The 16,925-nt window shown below is 67.2% G+C and carries 15 protein-coding genes; 10 read left to right on the top strand and 5 right to left on the bottom strand.

Annotation, left to right across the window (positions count from 1 at the left end; all coding sequences use genetic code 11):
* Nucleotides 1-93: 93 nt before the first annotated feature.
* Complete coding sequence (locus tag DIE12_RS14030; protein WP_124521599.1) at nucleotides 94-1,896, top strand: alkaline phosphatase; 1,803 nt, start codon at nucleotides 94-96, stop codon at nucleotides 1,894-1,896.
* A 2-nt stretch (nucleotides 1,897-1,898) separates the two neighbouring features.
* Here DIE12_RS14030 and DIE12_RS14025 read toward each other — a convergent pair whose 3' ends face one another.
* Nucleotides 1,899-2,087, bottom strand: a complete 189-nt coding sequence (locus DIE12_RS14025; RefSeq protein WP_124521597.1) for a hypothetical protein — start codon at nucleotides 2,085-2,087, stop codon at nucleotides 1,899-1,901.
* On the opposite strand from DIE12_RS14025, the gene DIE12_RS14020 reads away from it, so the two are divergent.
* Nucleotides 2,086-2,781 carry a mobilization protein gene (locus tag DIE12_RS14020; protein ID WP_039319584.1) on the top strand — a complete coding sequence of 232 codons (696 nt, stop codon included), beginning with the start codon at nucleotides 2,086-2,088 and terminating at the stop codon, nucleotides 2,779-2,781. The genes DIE12_RS14025 and DIE12_RS14020 overlap by 2 nt on opposite strands.
* Before the next feature lie 75 nt (nucleotides 2,782-2,856).
* Nucleotides 2,857-3,660 (top strand): hypothetical protein, encoded by an 804-nt coding sequence (locus DIE12_RS14015; protein ID WP_124487181.1) that lies wholly within the window; start codon nucleotides 2,857-2,859, stop codon nucleotides 3,658-3,660.
* Between the two features lie 35 nt (nucleotides 3,661-3,695).
* On the opposite strand, the gene DIE12_RS14010 is transcribed toward DIE12_RS14015, so the two are convergent.
* The 4 genes from DIE12_RS14010 to DIE12_RS13995 form a co-directional block, all read right to left on the bottom strand.
* Nucleotides 3,696-4,172, bottom strand: a complete 477-nt coding sequence (locus DIE12_RS14010; RefSeq protein ID WP_044846432.1) for a DNA-deoxyinosine glycosylase — start codon at nucleotides 4,170-4,172, stop codon at nucleotides 3,696-3,698.
* On the bottom strand, nucleotides 4,172-4,771 hold the full coding sequence (locus tag DIE12_RS14005; protein ID WP_044846453.1) for a chorismate lyase: 600 nt from the start codon (nucleotides 4,769-4,771) through the stop codon (nucleotides 4,172-4,174). The genes DIE12_RS14010 and DIE12_RS14005 overlap by 1 nt, the downstream gene beginning before the upstream one ends.
* 8 nt (nucleotides 4,772-4,779) lie before the next feature.
* Complete coding sequence (gene htpG / locus DIE12_RS14000; RefSeq protein ID WP_124521595.1) at nucleotides 4,780-6,678, bottom strand: molecular chaperone HtpG; 1,899 nt, start codon at nucleotides 6,676-6,678, stop codon at nucleotides 4,780-4,782.
* A gap of 158 nt (nucleotides 6,679-6,836) precedes the next feature.
* Complete coding sequence (locus DIE12_RS13995; protein WP_124487178.1) at nucleotides 6,837-8,297, bottom strand: PLP-dependent aminotransferase family protein; 1,461 nt, start codon at nucleotides 8,295-8,297, stop codon at nucleotides 6,837-6,839.
* 230 nt (nucleotides 8,298-8,527) lie between these two features.
* Here DIE12_RS13995 and DIE12_RS13990 point away from each other — a divergent pair, with 230 nt between their 5' ends.
* The 7 genes from DIE12_RS13990 to DIE12_RS13960 all read left to right on the top strand — a co-directional run bounded on the left by DIE12_RS13990 (nucleotide 8,528) and on the right by DIE12_RS13960 (nucleotide 16,898).
* Complete coding sequence (locus tag DIE12_RS13990) at nucleotides 8,528-9,220, top strand: VOC family protein (RefSeq protein WP_124521593.1); 693 nt, start codon at nucleotides 8,528-8,530, stop codon at nucleotides 9,218-9,220.
* 55 nt (nucleotides 9,221-9,275) lie between these two features.
* Nucleotides 9,276-10,184 (top strand): DMT family transporter, encoded by a 909-nt coding sequence (locus tag DIE12_RS13985; protein ID WP_124521591.1) that lies wholly within the window; start codon nucleotides 9,276-9,278, stop codon nucleotides 10,182-10,184.
* 152 nt (nucleotides 10,185-10,336) lie between these two features.
* The gene (locus DIE12_RS13980; RefSeq protein WP_124487176.1) at nucleotides 10,337-11,518 is read left to right on the top strand and encodes a PLP-dependent aminotransferase family protein; all 1,182 of its coding nucleotides are present in this window, start codon (nucleotides 10,337-10,339) and stop codon (nucleotides 11,516-11,518) included.
* A 50-nt stretch (nucleotides 11,519-11,568) separates the two neighbouring features.
* Nucleotides 11,569-12,027, top strand: a complete 459-nt coding sequence (locus DIE12_RS13975) for a RidA family protein (RefSeq protein ID WP_034190720.1) — start codon at nucleotides 11,569-11,571, stop codon at nucleotides 12,025-12,027.
* Between the two features lie 13 nt (nucleotides 12,028-12,040).
* A complete protein-coding gene (locus tag DIE12_RS13970; protein ID WP_124487175.1) occupies nucleotides 12,041-12,922 on the top strand; it encodes a PhzF family phenazine biosynthesis protein in 882 nt (293 codons plus the stop codon).
* A gap of 220 nt (nucleotides 12,923-13,142) precedes the next feature.
* Nucleotides 13,143-15,482, top strand: coding sequence for an EAL domain-containing protein (locus DIE12_RS13965; protein WP_124487174.1), 2,340 nt, complete (start codon nucleotides 13,143-13,145; stop codon nucleotides 15,480-15,482).
* Between the two features lie 207 nt (nucleotides 15,483-15,689).
* Complete coding sequence (locus DIE12_RS13960; protein ID WP_124487173.1) at nucleotides 15,690-16,898, top strand: chromate transporter; 1,209 nt, start codon at nucleotides 15,690-15,692, stop codon at nucleotides 16,896-16,898.
* The last annotated feature ends 27 nt before the right edge of the window (nucleotides 16,899-16,925 follow it).

Here is a 16,925-nt window from a genome sequence, read left to right as displayed (position 1 = left end):
TGTTCCGGATTGCAGGGCGAGCGACGCGATCGCGTACTGCTGCGTCGCGACGCTCCTCTCCTGGCATCCTTGGTATGTCGATCGGGAGGATCGATGGATCGCCGCCATTTCCTCAAGTCGTCGACCTTTTTCACGGTTGCGGCAGCCACCGGTACGCTCGTCGTTCCGCTGTCGGCCCGATCTGCCGGCACCGCGCGCAAGGGCAGGTATCGGTTCCCGCAAGGCGTCGCCAGCGGTGATCCGCGCGATCGCTCCGTCGTGTTCTGGACGCGCTGCGTGCCCGTCGCCGAGAACGCGCGGCACCGCGCGAAAGGCGTCGCGCACACGATCCCGTTACGACTCGAAGTATCGACGCGGCCGGATTTCTCGACGCTCGTCGCCAGCGTCCCGTTGGGAGCACGCGCCACCTATGACTTCACCGTGCGCGCGAAGGTAACGCAGCTCGCACCGAATCTCACGTACCACTACCGGTTCGTCGCCGGCGGCGACGTGAGTGCCACCGGCGTCGCGCGCACGGCTCCGGATGCCGACGAGGCCAACCACCGCGTTCGCTTCGCATGGCTCACCTGCCAGGACTGGAGCATCAATCACTGGCAAGCCATGCGCCTGCTGGCAGCCGAAAGCGATCTCGATTTCGTCGTGCATGTGGGCGATTACATCTATGAGACGGTTGGGGCCTCGAGACCCGGCACGGTCGAGGCGGCGCACCCGCCGCTGCGCCTGCCTGACGGAAAGCCGCTCGCCGATGGCCGCGTGTATGCCGATACGCTCGAAGACTATCGGACGCTCTATCGCACTTATCGTACCGACGCGCGCTTGCAGACGCTGCACCAGCGCCTGCCGATGATCGCGATATGGGACGACCACGAATTTTCCGACGACTGCTGGCAGGATCACCAGGTCTACACCAACGAGGAAAGGCAGGAGACGCAGCGCCGCCGCAACGCCAGTCGCGCGTGGGCGGAGTACATGCCGGTGGACTGGAGCGACGTGCGCTTCGAACCGGACAATCCGTCGTACACCAACATTCGTATCTATCGCGAATTTCGCTTCGGCACGCTGATGCATCTCGTGATGACGGACGAGCGGCTGTATCGCGACGACCATGTCGTCAGCGAGGCGTCTGTCGCGCGTACACGCGGGCACGACCCGGTCAACGGCGACGACGCAGCCGGCTCGCGCTACTTCGTCAACCAGGGTGTGCTGCAGCGCCTGGAGGCGCAGGCTGCCGCGCAGCTTGGTCGCGCGCCGTCGATGCTCGGCCCGGAGCAGACGCAATGGTGGAAGGCCACGATGAAAGGTTCGCCCGCGACCTGGAAGGTGTGGGGCAACGAGGTGATGTTGAACCGTCTGTGGGCCGTGATGCCAGGCGCGCCGCAGACACCGGCAGCACGCCTCGTGGTCGATTGCGACGCATGGGACGGCTATCCGGCGCACAAGCACGAACTGCTCTCATACCTGAACGAGCAGGGAATCCGCAACGTCGTCGCGATCAGCGGGGACCTGCATGCGTTTCAGTGCGGCGTCGTGCGGGACGACCCCGACCCTGCAAAAGGCACGCCCGTGGCCGTCGACTTCGTCTGCGCAGGCATCAGCAGCGCGTCCTTCTATTCCTACCTGAAAGCCGCATGGAGCGGCACGCCGTTTGCATCGCTGGCCTCCACCCCGGCCAAACTCGACACCTTCCTGACGACGAACAACCCCGATCTGCGCCACGCCGACCACGACGCACAGGGCTATGCGTCAGCCACCGTCACGCCGGAGCTTTTTTGCGTGGTGTTCAACAAAGTAAGGCCGCTGAACCCGGACGGCACCGCGCCCGCGGAGGCCCTGCTCGACCGCACGCTCCTGACCGTGCCCAAGGACTCGGTCGAGGTGCGCGTCGAGCGCTTCTAGGGTCACGCTTCAGAGATGGCGCATGCTGGCGCTGCCATTTTGTTCAGTTTGACATCGGCGTCGATCAGACAGCATGCTGCTGTCGCACCTGCATTTTCTTTCGACGTGACCTGATACGCCGTAACGTCATCGAAGCCTGCCAACATCCGTTCCGGCCATACCGGCTCCATCACACGGGATTTCGTAATCATGAGTCACATCCACTTCATCGGCGGGGAAAAAGGCGGCGTCGGCAAATCGCTCGCCGCCCGTGTGCTGGCCCAGTATTTCATCGATCGGAGCGTGCCCTTCATGGGCTTCGATACCGACCGATCGCACGGCGCGCTACTGCGGTTCTATGCCGATTTTGCCGCGCCTGCCGTGCTCGACCAGCATGACAGCCTCGATCCGGTCATGGAATCGGCGCTCGAAGATCCGCAGCGGCGCATACTGGTCGACCTCGCGGCCCAGACGCGGCAGTCGCTCGCAAGATGGCTCGACGATTCGGACGTGCTGGATTTTGCCGAAGAACACGGCCTCACGTTGACGTGGTGGCACGTGATGGACACCGGACGCGATTCGGTCGATCTGCTGCGGCATTGGCTCGACGAATTCGGTGGACGCATCAGGCTGGTGCTGGTACTGAATGAAGTCCGCGGCGATCGCTTCGAGATTCTGGAGGCGTCCGGCGAACGCGAGCGGGCCGAGGCCCTCGGCGCCAGCGTGATTACGCTGCGCCGCCTGCCCGACACGACGATGCAGAAGATCGATCGTCAAAGCGCGAGCTTCTGGGCGGCGGTCAATCATCCCGACCGCGCCGCCACGGGGCTCGGCTTGCTGGAGCGGCAGCGCGTCAAGGTCTGGCTGCATCGTACTTATGAGGAGCTGGGTACGCTCGCGTTGTAGTGCGGGCCCCTGCGACGGCGCGGAGGGTGCGGCGCGTTGCCGGAATGGCTCATACACGGAAACCTGGAGGTTGCGATGGCCGATCACGACAGACTGCATCCACTCCGTCCGTTCCTGAAGAATTGGGTTTGGGAGCACGGCCGAATCGGGACGCGCTATCTCGACTGCGTCGATGGCGAAATCAAGTTCGATGCAGGCAAGAAATCGCATTTCGCTGCCGAGAAATATATCTACGTGCCGCTGGGCATGAACACTGACGACGACGCATCCGCGGAGGGTCCTGCGATCCACGAGGAAGGACTTGCCCGCTTTTTGCGGGCTGCGCAACTAGGCACGCCAGGGGAAGCCGGTTCTGTAGCGGAGGTTCAGCGCGCGGTGCAGGACTGCGTGGAGATCGGCCTGTTCAGCGCGTATCAACGGGAGGCTCGACAGGCGTTTGCCCGCTACGCGCAGGAAGCCATGTTCGACGACGAGATCCGCGCGGCGGTTGTCGACGACATCCGTCGAATTTACGTCGCCATGCGAGAGCAGCTGGCGCTGTACGATTTCAGTGTGCTCTACGGCTTGCCCACGCCGCTGCTGATCAGCGACACACCGTTCATCGACTGGCGCGTGAGCGCCAGTCCGGCACTTCCGTTCGTATCGCTTCCGCTGGGACCTTACTGCCTGCTGGTAGGCGCGCCGTCGGGCAGGAGTAGCCGAATCGGCCCGGTGGTCTGGAAGGCCGCTGCCGCGATGGGTCCGTTGAAGGACCACAACCGCCGGATCGAGGAGCACGCACGTCTGTGGCTGGTGGCGACCACCGACGACCAACTCGTCGCTGCACAAGGTCGCATTGCCGCGGCCAGGGGCGCCAGGCACCTGCCGCCGCCCACCTGATACCGCTTCACCGGATACTCGGAATCCGGCGCGCCTCAGGTGCGAAGGGCGCGCCAGAGCACCAGTTTCTGTTCGAACGACAACGTCGCATTCGCCGGACTCGACGAAGGCAACACGAGCGTTTCATAACCCGCCGCGCCGATCACATCGGCAAACCGCCCTGCCGTCTTGCCGTTGAAGCAGACTTTCTTCAGCAACGGCGCATGCTCGCGCAACGAAGCAAAGTCGTTCGGCTTCGCATTCCGGATCGCCGAATCGAGACTGCCTTTGCGATGGCATGCATCGAGCACGTCCCAGATGCCGATGCCGTGCGCAAGCACGCGTTCGAGCCGCGCGTCATACACGAGTTCGTGCAGCCCGGGTTCGCCGAGCACCGCACCGAGCAACCGCCAGAACTGGTTGCGCGGATGCGCGTAGTACTGCGCGGCATCGAGCGACGCCTCGCCCGGAAAGCTGCCGAGAATCATCGTATGCGTATGCGGCCCGACGACCGGCGGAAAGCCTTGCAGCATCACGCTGCTCCGCGCGGTCCGACGGAGCGCGGCCCGTCGCCGTGCGCATCGAGATGGCGCCACAGCGCGGGCAACATGCATTCGGTGACCATCAGCGGCTTGCCGCGCCGCTGGAACACCGAGCGCCGCGCGGCGAACGCATGCGGCGCGCGCACGCCCGCGCCGAGCGCATGGCTCGCGAGCGCATACAGCGGATGACCTGCGATCACGCGCCGGCTGACGAGCGCGGAGCGCTCGACCTGCGGATCGCTGTACAGCAGCTCCGCGAGCGGCCGCGTGCGCAGCCGCCGCATCGCCTGCCACACGCCCTTGCTGGCCGCGAGCGGCGCGATGCTGTGCGCGGCGACGTACGGCGTGCCGTCGACCGACAGGATCACCTCGCGAACCCACATCGGCGCGCGCGGCGCACTGTCGAGCGCGTCCGGCTCGTCGAACCACGGACAGTCGACGGCCTCGCGCGTCACGCGCACGCTCACGCTGCCAAGCCGCGCGAGATGCGCGGTCAGCGAACCGCCGCGCGTGAGCCAGTCGCGCTGGTCGAGCGTGCAGCCGGGCCGGGGCGTGTCGCGCCAGCCCGCCCGTGCGCCGTCGAATCGCATTCGCGTGTTCACGCGGTGCGCGACAGCAGCAGCGCGTTGGTCCGCTTCACGAAGCTCGCCGGATCGTCGAGCATCCCGCCTTCGGCCAGCAACGCCTGGTCGAACAGCAGATGGCACCAGTCGCCGAAGTTGGCGCTATCGGCGTTCAGCTGCTTCACCAGCGCATGCTCCGGATTGATTTCGAGGATCGGCTGCATCGCCGGCGCGTTCTGGCCGGCCGCCTTCAGCATCCGCTGCAGATAGCCGCTCATGTCGTTGTCGTCGGCGACGAGGCACGACGGCGAATCGGTCAGGCGGAACGTGACGCGCACTTCCTTCACCTTGTCGCCGAGCGCTTCCTTCATCTTCTCGACGACCGGCTTGATTGCCTCGCCCGCCTGCTCCTGCGCCTTCTTTTCCTCGTCGTTCAGCTCGCCGAGGTCGAGATCGCCGCGCGCCACGCTCGCGAGCGGCTTGCCGTCGAACTCGTGCAGGAACGACAGCATCCATTCGTCGACGCGATCGGTCAGCAGCAGCACCTCGACACCCTTCTTGCGGAACACCTCCAGGTGCGGGCTGTTCTTCGCGGCCTGCCACGTATCGGCGGTCACGTAGTAGATCTTGCTCTGCTCGGGCTTCATGCGCGACACGTAGTCGGCGAGCGACACGTCCTGCGCGTTGGTGTCGCCGTGCGTCGACGCGAAGCGCAGCAGCTTCGCGATGCGCTCGCGGTTCGCGTGATCCTCGCCAAGGCCTTCCTTCAGCACCTGGCCGAACGCGCTCCAGAACGTCTTGTACTTCTCCTTGCCGGCATCCTCTTCCGCGTTCGCGAGCTCCTCGAGCATCGACAGCGCGCGCTTGGTCACGCCTTCGCGGATCGCCTTCACGTCACGGCTTTCCTGCAGGATTTCACGCGATACGTTGAGCGGCAGGTCGGCCGAATCGACGACGCCCTTCACGAAGCGCAGGTATTGCGGCAACAGCTGCTCGGCGTCGTCCATGATGAACACGCGCTTCACGTACAGCTTCAGGCCGCCGCGGTAGTCGCGGTTCCACAGGTCGAACGGCGCGTGCGCCGGCACGAACAGCAGCTGCGTGTATTCGCTGCGGCCCTCGACGCGGTTGTGGGTCCACGTGAGCGGATCCTGGTGGTCGTGCGCGATGTGCTGGTAGAACTGCGTGTACTGTTCGTCGGTGACGTCGCTCTTCGAACGCGTCCACAGTGCGCTCGCCTGGTTGACCGTCTCGTCCTCGTCCTTCAGGACCATCTCGCCCTTTTCCTGATCCCACTCTTCCTTCTGCATCAGGATCGGCAGCGCGATGTGATCGGAATACTTCTGGATGATCGACTTCAGGCGGTGCGACGACAGCAGCTCGTCCTCGCCTTCGCGCAGGTGCAGCGTGATCTTCGTGCCGCGCTGCGCGCGCTCGATCGCGTCGATCGTGAAATCGCCCTCGCCCGCGCTTTCCCAGCGCACGGCTTCGTTCGCCGGCAGGCCGGCGCGGCGCGTCTCGACGGTGATCCTGTCCGCGACGATGAAGCCCGAGTAGAAGCCGACGCCGAACTGGCCGATCAGCGCCGCATCCTTCTGCTGGTCGCCGGACAGCTTCGTGAAGAATTCCTTGGTGCCCGAACGCGCGATCGTGCCGAGGTTCGCGATCGCCTCGTCGCGGCTCATGCCGATGCCGTTGTCCTCGATCGTGATCGTGCGTACCGCCTTGTCGAAGCCGATGCGGATGCGCAGGTTCGGATCGTTCTCGTACAGCGCGTTGTCCGCGAGCCCTTCGAAACGCAGCTTGTCGGCCGCGTCGGACGCGTTCGACACCAGTTCGCGCAGGAAGATTTCCTTGTTGCTGTAGAGCGAATGAATCATCAGGTGGAGGAGTTGCTTGACCTCTGCCTGAAAGCTCATCGTTTCGTGTGCCATGGATGCTGTTTCCTCTTACTTGAACTTGAATGGTGTAGCGCGGGTGCGCCGGCGCGCGATGCCGGCGGGCCCGTCAAGGACGACCGCCTGGCGCAGGCGGTTTGCGCGGGTATCTGGGGACGGGCGAGCGCATTTCAAGGGCGGCGTGCCGCCCGGCGTCACGACGCGCGCCGCGCCGCCGATTCGATATAGCGCGCGAGAAACCCCGGCAGCGCCGGATCGCCGCAGTTCGCGACATTGAAGCGCGTCCATGTCGACGACGACTGCTGCGGCGAGAACAGGCTCCCCGGCGTCAGCAGGAAGCCTTCCTCGTGCGCGGCGGCCGCGAGCGCATCCGAATCGACGCCCGTGTCGGCCCACAGGAACATCCCGGCCGCCGGCATCGTGAAGAGCCGCAGCCCGGTACGCTCGAGCATGCGCGCGGTCTTGTCGCGCACGCCGTCGAGCCGCGCGCGCAGCCGCTCGACGTGGCGCCGGTAGTGCCCTTCGGTCAGGATCTTGTACAACACGCGCTCGTTGAGCTCCGGCGTCGTCATCCCGACCAGCATCTTCTGGTCGGTGACCGCCTTCGCGATCTCCGGCGCGCAGGCGACATAGCCGACCCGCAAATTCGCCGCGAGCGTCTTCGAATAGCTGCCCAGGTAGATCACGCGCTTCAACTGGTCGAGGCTCGCGAGCCGCGTGGCCGAATAGCTCGGCGGGCACAGGTCGCCGTACACGTCGTCCTCGACGACGAGGAAATCGTACGCCTCCGCGAGCTTCAGGATCCGGAACGCCTGCGCGGCCGACAGCGACGTGCCGGTCGGGTTCTGCAGCACCGAATTGATCACGAGCATCTTCGGCCGCCACATCTGCACGAGCGTTTCCAGCGCGTCGAGATCGGGGCCGTCCGGCGTATAGGGCATCCCGACCAGTTGCGCGCCCTGCGACGCGAAGCGGCCGAACATCTGGAACCACGCGGGATCGCCGACGATCACCGCATCGCCGGGACGCACGTAGATCCGCGAGATCAGGTCGATCGCCTGCGTGATGCCCGACACCAGCACGAGCTGCTCGGGCTTCGCGCCGATCTCGACTTCCGCGAGCCGCGTCTGCAGCTGCTGGCGCAGCGGCAGGAAACCCTGCGCGGTGCCGAAACCGAGCATCTGCGCGCCGGACTGGCGCCCGAGCGCGCGCAGCGCACCGGTGATCAGCTCGCCGTCGAGCCAGCGGCCCGGCAGGTAGCCGAGACCCGGCCCTTTTTCCGGGCTGGCGGTATGCAGCATGTTGCGCAGCAGCCAGACCACGTCGATCGTGTTGTGCACCGGCGCGGCCTCGGCCACGCGCACCACGTTGTCGGCCGGCAGCGGGCCGGTGGCCGTGCGCTCGCGCACGTAAAAGCCCGAGCCGCGCCGCGAGTCGAGGTAGCCCTGCGCGACGAGCCGTTCGTACGCTTCCACCACGGTGAAGCGCGACACGCTCTTGTCGAGCGCGAGCTTGCGGATCGACGGCATCCGCATGCCGGGCCGGAACACGCGTTCGTCGATGCGGCGCCGCGCCCACTGGACGAGCTGGTCGACGAGCGTGAGCGTGGCCGTATCGTGCGGCGCGGGAATCTGGGCGAGTGGGACGGTGGACATGGGCGGCGGCTCCAACTGTACCGAAGGCTATCGCGCCGATTGTACCGTTACTGTGCCGGTGCCGACGATTACAGTTGACCGGAATGGCGATCGTGCGGCCGCCGTTCCGGCCCTGCCGTATGCGGCGCAGCCCCGTCCGGCCTGCATTCGCGGCCGGACACCGGTCGGCCGCCCAACCGTCCCGCGCGTCGCCCGCCCACCATGACACTTTCGCTTCCCGACCGACGTTCATGCCAGCCCGCTCCCTGACCCTCGACCATCTCGTGATCGCCGCGCGTACGCTCGACGAAGGCGTGCGCCACGTCGCCGACGCGCTCGGCATCGAACCGGCCGGCGGCGGCCGCCATCCGCTGATGCGCACCCACAACGCGCTGTTCGGCGCGTGGGGCGGGCTGTACCTCGAAGTGATCGCGATCGATCCCGACGCGCCCATGGCAGGCGACGACGCCACGCCGCCGCGCGCGCGGCTGTTCGGCCTCGACGATCCGGCGATGCACGCGCGGCTCGCGCAGGGCCCGTTCCTCGCGCACTGGGTCGCGCGCGTCGACCGCCCGCGCCGGCTCGCGCTGTGGCAAAGCCAGTACCCGACGCGCATCGCACCGGTCGTCGCGATGCGGCGCGGCGACCTGAGCTGGGGCCTCACGGTGCCCGACGACGGCGCGTTCCCCGCATGGCAAGGCGCCGGCGACGGCCTCGTGCCGTCGCTGATCCAGTGGGACAGCCCGCGCCATCCGGCCGAATCGCTGCCGGACAACGGCGTCGCGCTGAAGGCGCTCAAGGGCGTCCACCCGCGTGCGGATGCCGTCCGCGAGCAGCTCGACTGGCTCGGCGCCGGCCATCTGCTCGACCTCGACACCGGCGACGGCCCGCCGGCGCTCGTCGCCGAATTCGACACGCCGCAGGGCGCACGCACGCTGCGCTGACCGCCCCGGCGCCCTTTCGATTACCCGAACCCTGCAATACGGAGACACCCAGTCCATGAATTCGCGCGAAACCCGGGGCATGCTGCTCGGCCTCATCGGCGTGATGATCTTCAGCCTCACGCTGCCGATGACGCGTATCGTCGTCTCCGAACTCAACCCGCTGCTGAACGGGCTCGGCCGCGCGCTCGCCGCGTCGGTGCCGGCCGGCCTGCTGCTGTGGTGGCGCCGCGAACGGCTGCCGACCCGCGCGCAACTGAAAAGCCTCGCGGTCGTGTCGGCCGGCGTGATCATCGCGTATCCGGTGTTCTCCGCGTGGGCGATGAAGACCGTGCCGGCGTCGCACGGCGCGGTCGTCAACGGCCTGCAGCCGCTGTTCGTCGCGCTGTACGCGGCGTGGCTGTCGCATGAACGGCCGTCGAAGGCGTTCTGGGCCAGTGCGCTGGCCGGCAGCGCGCTGGTGATCGCGTTCGCGCTGCGCGACGGCGGCGGGACGGTGCAGGCCGGCGACGCGCTGATGCTCGTCGCGGTCGGCATCGGCGCGCTCGGCTATGCGGAAGGCGCGCGCCTCGCGCGCCAGATCGGCGGCTGGCAGGTGATCTGCTGGGCGCTCGTCGTGTCCGCGCCGTTCCTCGTGCTGCCGGTCGGCTGGCTCGCATGGACGCAGCACGCCGCGCACCCTGCCCCGCTCGCGCTGCGCACGTGGCTCGCGTTCGGCTACGTGACCCTCTTTTCGCAATTCATCGGCTTTTTCGCGTGGTACGCGGGGCTCGCCATGGGCGGCATCGCGCGCGTCGGCCAGGTGCAACTGCTGCAGATCTTCTTCACGATCGCCTTTTCCGCGCTGCTGTTCGGCGAAACGGTGATGCCGTCGACCTGGCTGTTCGCGGCCGCCGTGATCGCGACCGTGATGCTCGGCCGGCGCTCGGCGGTGGCCACGGCCCCGCGTCCCGCTCGCGCCGGTTGATGAGGTGCGCCATAATGTCCGTTTTGCCTGAACGGTTTTGCCCACCCGGCCGCGACGGCCCGATCGCGCTCCCGCACGCCCACCCGGCTGCGTCGACGCAATCTGCCTGACCGACCTTTCTTGACTGACCACGATATCCGAACGAGGAGACTATGAATCCGAGCGACCTGCATCCGCCGCACTGGCAGCTTTCCGAACGCGCCCGCAAGCTGACGAGCTCTGCGATCCGCGAGATCCTGAAGGTCACGGAACGCCCCGAGGTCATCTCGTTCGCAGGCGGCCTGCCCGCTCCCGCGACGTTCCCGGCCGAGCGCATGCGCGCCGCGGCCGACCGCGTGCTGCGCGATGCGCCCGCCGCCGCACTCCAGTACAGCGCGACCGAAGGCTACCTGCCGCTGCGCGAATGGATCGCCGAGCGCTACAGCGTGCGCGTGTCGCAGGTGCTGATCACGACCGGCTCGCAGCAGGCGCTCGACCTGCTCGGCAAGGCGCTGATCGATCCGGACAGCCCGATCCTCGTCGAAACCCCGACCTACCTCGGCGCGCTGCAGTCGTTCTCGCTGTACGAGCCGCGCTACGTGCAGGTGCCGACCGACGAGCAGGGCCTGCTGCCCGAAGGCCTCACGCCCGCGCTCACGCAAGGCGCGCGCCTGCTGTACGCGCAGCCGAACTTCCAGAACCCGACCGGCCGCCGCCTGCCCGTCGAGCGCCGCCGCGCGCTCGCCGCGTTCGCGCAGTCGAGCCCGTTCCCGGTGCTGGAAGACGACCCGTACGGCGCACTGAACTACCAGGGCGAGCCGCTGCCGACGATGCTGTCGATGGCGCCCGACCATATCGTGCACCTCGGCACGTTCTCGAAGGTGCTCGCGCCGGGCCTGCGGATCGGCTACATCATTGCCCCCGAGGAACTCCACTTCAAGCTCGTGCAGGCCAAGCAGGCCACCGACCTGCACACGCCGACGCTCACGCAGCGCATCGCGCACGAAGTGATCAAGGACGGCTTCCTCGACGAGCACATCCCGACGATCCGCCAGCTGTACGGCGCGCAATGCGAGGCGATGCTCGCGTCGCTCGCGCGCCACATGCCGGAAGGCGTCACGTGGAACCGCCCGGACGGCGGCATGTTCATCTGGGTGAACCTGCCCGCGCAGATCGACAGCATGAAGCTGCTCGAGGCCGCGGTCGCCAACCACGTCGCCTTCGTGCCGGGCGCGCCGTTCTTCGCGAACGACCCGCAGCAGAACACGCTGCGCCTGTCGTTCGTGACGGTGCCGCCGGAGAAGATCGAGGAAGGCGTCGCGCGCCTCGGCAAGCTGCTGCGCGAGCGTCTCTGATCCGCTTTTTCCCTGTCACGACTCTCTACGATCCACGAGGAATCGAATCCATGGCTAACGTCTACGACAAGCTGAAGTCGCTCGGCATCGAGCTCCCGACCGCCGGCGCACCGGCCGCCGCCTACGTGATGAGCGCGCAAAGCGGCAACACGGTCTACCTGTCGGGCCACATTGCGAAGAAGGACGGCAAGGTCTGGGCCGGCAAGCTCGGCGCGGACCTGCAGACGGAAGACGGCAAGGCGGCTGCGCGCGCGATCGCGATCGACCTGCTCGCGACGCTGCACGCGCACACGGGCGACCTGAACAAGGTCACGCGCATCGTGAAGCTGATGAGCCTCGTCAACTCGACGCTCGACTTCACCGAACAGCACGTCGTGACGAACGGTGCGTCGGAACTGATCGCCGAGGTGTTCGGCGACGCCGGCAAGCACGCGCGTTCGGCGTTCGGCGTCGCGCAGATTCCGCTCGGCGCGTGCGTCGAGATCGAACTGATCGCCGAAGTCGCGTAACGGGGGCATCGAGGTGACCGGTCGTCTCGTCCGCTTCAAGCAGGTCGACGTGTTCACGTCGGTGCTGTTCAAGGGCAACCCGCTCGCCGTGGTGTTCGACGCCGACTCGCTCGGCGACGACGCCATGCTCGCGATCGCCCGCTGGACGAACCTGTCGGAAACCACGTTCGTCTGCACGCCGACCGATCCGGGCGCCGACTACCGCGTGCGGATCTTCACGACGGCGGGCGAGCTGCCGTTCGCCGGCCACCCGACGCTCGGCACCGCGCATGCGTTCCTGGAAAGCGGCGCGCGGCCGCGCACGCCGGGCCGGCTGGTCCAGCAATGCGGGGTCGGCCTGGTCGAACTGCGCGAACAGGCCGATGGCTGGGCATTTGCCGCGCCGCCGGCACGGTTCACGCCGCTCGACCGTTCGGACTACCCGGCACTGGTGGCCGCGTTGCGCAGCGACGCGATCGACCTGGAAGCCGAGCCGTGCGCGATCGACAATGGCGCGCCGTGGCTGGTCGTGCGGCTGAAGTCGGCCGACGCGTGCATCGGGCTGGCGCCCGATCCGGCCGCGCTGGAGGCGCTCACGCGCCGCTACGGCACGGACGGCCTCGCGGTCTACGCGCCGCATGCCGAAGGCGGTCCCGCGACCTTCGAAATCCGCTGCCTGATGACGGGCGGCGACTTCGGCTTCGGCGAGGACCCGGTCACCGGCAGCGCAAACGCCGCGCTGGCCGGGCTGCTGACGCGGCAGGGACGCCGCCCCGGCCAGTCGTATACGGCCCGCCAGGGCACGGCGATCGGCCGCGACGGCCGCATCTTCGTCAGCTATGCCGAAGACGGCACCACGTGGATCGGCGGCCACGTCGTCACGGTCGTCGACGGCACCTTCCGGTCCCCCGTGTAACATTTCGCGATGTGCGATGGCGCCGGCCCGGCCGGCGCCCTACGATTCCCCCGGCTATCGCAAAAACGTTCCAGCCAGTAATATCGGGCCTAATCCGTCGCTTCGGCGGGTCTGTCCATGGTTGCGCATCCCGCGTACGAACAGACGCCGGTGCGACCCCAACCATAGCCGGCCATCCCGACGCGGGATGGCGCACGCGAGCAGGACGCCGCCCTCTTCGATGAGCTCCGCCCGGTCAAACCACCCGCCGCCGAACCGGCCGCTACGCGCGCCACGCAAGTCGCGCCGGCGCGCGCTGTTCGCGATCCCGCTGCTCGGGATGCTCGCGCTCGCGCTGCTGTGGGCCGTGATCATCGCGCGGCTGTCGGTCGAAAAGGACAGCGCGTACAAGGAAGCGGCGGCTTCCGCGGCGATCCTGTCGTCCGCGCTCGAACAGCACACGGTCAAGGCGATCCACCAGGTCGACCAGATCACCCGCTTCGTCAAGTTCGAATTCGAGAAATCGCCCGCGCGCTTCAACCTCGCGAGCACGGTCGAAAAAGGCGTCGTGCCGAGCGACACGCTGATCCAGGTTTCGCTCGTCAACGCGAAGGGCATCCTGTTCGCGAACACGGCCGAACTCCACCCGAAACCGATCAACCTGTCCGACCGCGAGCACTTCAAGGTCCACCTCGCGCACAACGACGATCGCCTGTACATCAGCAAGCCCGTGCTCGGCCGCGTGTCGAGCCACTGGACGCTGCAGATGACGCGGCGCCTGAACAACCCGGACGGCAGCTTCGCCGGCATCGTCGTGGTGTCGGAAGACCCGAGCTACTTCACGAACGACTTCTACAACAACGCGGCGATCGGCAAGGAAGGCGTGATCTCCGTCGTGTCGGATACGGGTGCCGTGCTCGCGCGGCGCACCGGCTCGCTCAACAACGCACCGGGGGCGTTCTCCGCATCGGGCGTCTACCCGATCGCCGAGCGCGTCACGGGCACGATCATCGACCCGATCGACGGCGTCACGCGCATCGTGTCGTACCGCCACCTCGACGGCTACCCGCTCGCCGTGATGGTCGGGCTGTCGCAGACCGAGGAATACGCGGACTACTACCATACGCGCAACGTCTACCTGCTGATGACGAGCTTCATCACGCTCGCGATGCTCGCGTTCTTCGGCGTCGCGACGGGGCTGATCGGCAAGCTGCTCGGCCGCGAGCGCGAGATGACCCAGCTCGCCGAATACGACCTGCTCACCGGCCTCGCGAACCGCTACGCGACCCTGCGCGGGCTGCGCAACGACGTGTCGATGCCGGCCAGCCTGTCGCGGCTCGGCCTGCTGTTCATCGACCTCGACAACTTCAAGACCGTCAACGACACGCTCGGCCACAACGCCGGCGACATCGTGCTGCAGATGACCGCGTCGCGCCTGTCGGATGCCGTCGGCGACGAAGGCTCGCTCGCACGGATCGGCGGCGACGAGTTCGTCGTCGTGATGAAGGGCGACGACGTCGAACGGCGCGCGGTGCGGCTCGCGGAAGCGATCATCCGGATGTTCGGCGAGCCGTTCGACGTGCGCGGCAGTTCGTTCGTGCTGCATGCGAGCATCGGCATCGCGCTGCACACCGTCGCGAACGAAAGCGAAATCGACCTGCTGAAGAAGGCCGACCTCGCGATGTACAGCGCGAAGGATGCGGGCAAGAACTGCTACCAGTTCTACGCGCCGCACCTGTCGCATCGCGCGGATCACCTGATGCGCTGGGAACAGCAACTGCGCGTCGCGCTCGCCGACGGGCAGCTGTTCCTCGCGTACCAGCCGAAGATCGACCTGACGCACCGCACGATCACCGGCTTCGAGGCGCTCGCGCGTTGGGATCACCCCGAGCACGGGGTCATCTCCGCGAACGAATTCATTTCGATCGCCGAATCGACGGGCCTGATCGTGCCGATCGGCGACTTCGTGATCCGAACCGCGTGCGAACAGATCGCGCGCTGGCGCGACGACGGCCACGACACGCTGACGCTCGCGGTCAACATCTCGCCGGTACAGTTCTGGCGCGGCGACCTGATCGAGACGATTTCGCAGGCGCTGCAGGACACCGGCATCGACGCGAACCGGCTCGAGCTCGAGATCACCGAGACCGCGATGATGGAATATCCGGAGCTCGTGTCCGAGAAGATCGTCGCGCTGAAGAAGCTCGGCATCCGGATCGCGCTCGACGACTTCGGCACCGGCTACTCGTCGCTGTCGTACCTGCACCGCTTCTCCGTCGATACGTTGAAGGTCGACCGCTCGTTCGTGCAGGCGATCCCGAACGATCGCAGCGTGTGCGTGATGGTGTCGTCGATCGTGCATCTCGCGCGCTCGCTCGGCCTGACGGTCGTCGTCGAAGGCACCGAAACCGAGGAGCAGATCGCATGGCTGTCCGCGCTCGGCGAGATCGAGGCGCAGGGCTTCCTGTTCTCGCGCCCCGTGCCGGCCGACGCGATCCCCGCGCTGATCGCGCGCTTCGGCGTGCGCGGCAACCGGCCGAACGTCCTCGCGCACCGCGCGACCGGCAGCACCGGCGCCTGAACCCGCAACCTGCAACCCGCACGGCCCATGTTGCGCGGCACATCGATCATTTCGGCTTCCGATGCGGTTGTTTAGTTCATTTACTAGCGTTTTCGCGCATGGCAGTGTCATGACTCGCGGCGGACAATCGGGAGGGCCATCGTGTCGGCGGGCCGCCGGCACGTCCCTATGCGCGAGACCAGGCCCGGCGCCAACCGCAACACCATCATGACCACCGTCGAAGTCGAAGCGGCCGAACGTGTCGAACAGGCACAGGCATCCCTGTGGGCCTTGTTCAAGGTCGTCGCCGGCATTTCCGCGCTGTCGTGGGGCGGGCTTTCGATGATGGCGCAGCTCGAACGCCACTACGTCGAGCGGTGGCAGCGCATCGAGCCGCACGTGTTCGCCGATTTCGTCGCCCTTGCATGGCTCGTGCCAGGCCCCGTCGGCTGTAATGTCGCCGTGCAGGTCGGCCAGACGCTGCACGGCCGCGCAGGCGCGTGGGTCGCCGGCATCGCGAGCGTCCTTCCGTTCTCCGTGCTGATGACGCTGTTTGCGATCTTCTACCGCACGCCGGTCGTGCGCTCGCTGGCCGCGCCGGTGCTGATCAATCACTTCGGGATGGTGCTTGCCGCGCTGATCGGCGTCACGTGGGTCAAGCAGTGGCGCGCGCTCGCGCGCACGCGGCTCGAACAGGTGATCGCCGCGCTGTCGACGATTCTGCTCGCTTTCGCGCATAGTCCGGCCGCTTTCGTCGGGATTCTTTTCGCGGCGTTTGCAGCTGGCTGGCTCACCGGGCCGCCGCAACACGCCACGGTCGACGTCACGCTGTCGAAACGCGACCGCAACCTGCTCGTGCTGCTGGCCGTACTCGTCGCGGTATTCGCACTGCCGCTGCCCGGCGACTACCAGGAGACGCTGCTGTGGCCGCGGCTCGCCGGCGCCGGCATGACGCTGTTCGGCGGCGGCTTCTCCGCGCTGCCCGTGCTCAAGACGCTGTTCGTGTCGCCGGCCACCGGCATCTCCGATCGCGACTTCACGCTCGCCTTCGCGCTGTCGCCGGTGGCGCCCGGCCCGCTGCTGAACGTCGTGCCGTTTCTCGGCTACCTGACCGACGGCTGGAGCGGTGCGCTGCTCGCGACCGCCGCGCTGTTCATTCCGTCGGGATGTCTCGTCGTGTTCGCGCAGAACCATCTGTTCCGGCTCAAGCGCCATTCGCGCTTCGAGCACGGGATGCGCCTGCTGCGCGCGGCGACGACGGGCTTTCTCGTCGTCGCCGTCGTGAAGATCCTGCATCGCGAACCGGCCGATCCCGTCTATTGGCTCACGGGCGCCTTCGCGACGCTGTGCTTCACGCGCTTCAAGGTGCCCGTGTATGCCGTCTACGGTGCGGTCGCGATCGCATGCGGCGTGTGGCTGTGGGCCGTCGCCCACTGACGGCTGGCCCCGGTCGCCGCCCCCGCC

Origin of the sequence: Burkholderia sp. Bp9015 (assembly GCF_003853505.1) — a bacterium.
Lineage (GTDB): Bacteria > Pseudomonadota > Gammaproteobacteria > Burkholderiales > Burkholderiaceae > Burkholderia.
Note: the sequence above shows the minus strand (reverse complement) of the source record. Positions and strands in the feature narration are given on the sequence as shown.

Coding starts and splice junctions, on each gene's coding strand:
- DIE12_RS14025 (WP_124521597.1), bottom strand. CDS start 2,087: ATGATTACGAAATCCCGTGTGATGGAGCCGGTATGGCCGGAACGGATG.
- DIE12_RS13960 (WP_124487173.1), top strand. CDS start 15,690: ATGACCACCGTCGAAGTCGAAGCGGCCGAACGTGTCGAACAGGCACAG.
- DIE12_RS13975 (WP_034190720.1), top strand. CDS start 11,569: ATGGCTAACGTCTACGACAAGCTGAAGTCGCTCGGCATCGAGCTCCCG.
- DIE12_RS14005 (WP_044846453.1), bottom strand. CDS start 4,771: ATGCGATTCGACGGCGCACGGGCGGGCTGGCGCGACACGCCCCGGCCC.
- DIE12_RS13965 (WP_124487174.1), top strand. CDS start 13,143: ATGAGCTCCGCCCGGTCAAACCACCCGCCGCCGAACCGGCCGCTACGC.
- DIE12_RS14020 (WP_039319584.1), top strand. CDS start 2,086: ATGAGTCACATCCACTTCATCGGCGGGGAAAAAGGCGGCGTCGGCAAA.
- DIE12_RS14030 (WP_124521599.1), top strand. CDS start 94: ATGGATCGCCGCCATTTCCTCAAGTCGTCGACCTTTTTCACGGTTGCG.
- DIE12_RS13985 (WP_124521591.1), top strand. CDS start 9,276: ATGAATTCGCGCGAAACCCGGGGCATGCTGCTCGGCCTCATCGGCGTG.
- htpG (WP_124521595.1), bottom strand. CDS start 6,678: ATGGCACACGAAACGATGAGCTTTCAGGCAGAGGTCAAGCAACTCCTC.
- DIE12_RS14010 (WP_044846432.1), bottom strand. CDS start 4,172: ATGCTGCAAGGCTTTCCGCCGGTCGTCGGGCCGCATACGCATACGATG.
- DIE12_RS13995 (WP_124487178.1), bottom strand. CDS start 8,297: ATGTCCACCGTCCCACTCGCCCAGATTCCCGCGCCGCACGATACGGCC.
- DIE12_RS13990 (WP_124521593.1), top strand. CDS start 8,528: ATGCCAGCCCGCTCCCTGACCCTCGACCATCTCGTGATCGCCGCGCGT.
- DIE12_RS13980 (WP_124487176.1), top strand. CDS start 10,337: ATGAATCCGAGCGACCTGCATCCGCCGCACTGGCAGCTTTCCGAACGC.
- DIE12_RS14015 (WP_124487181.1), top strand. CDS start 2,857: ATGGCCGATCACGACAGACTGCATCCACTCCGTCCGTTCCTGAAGAAT.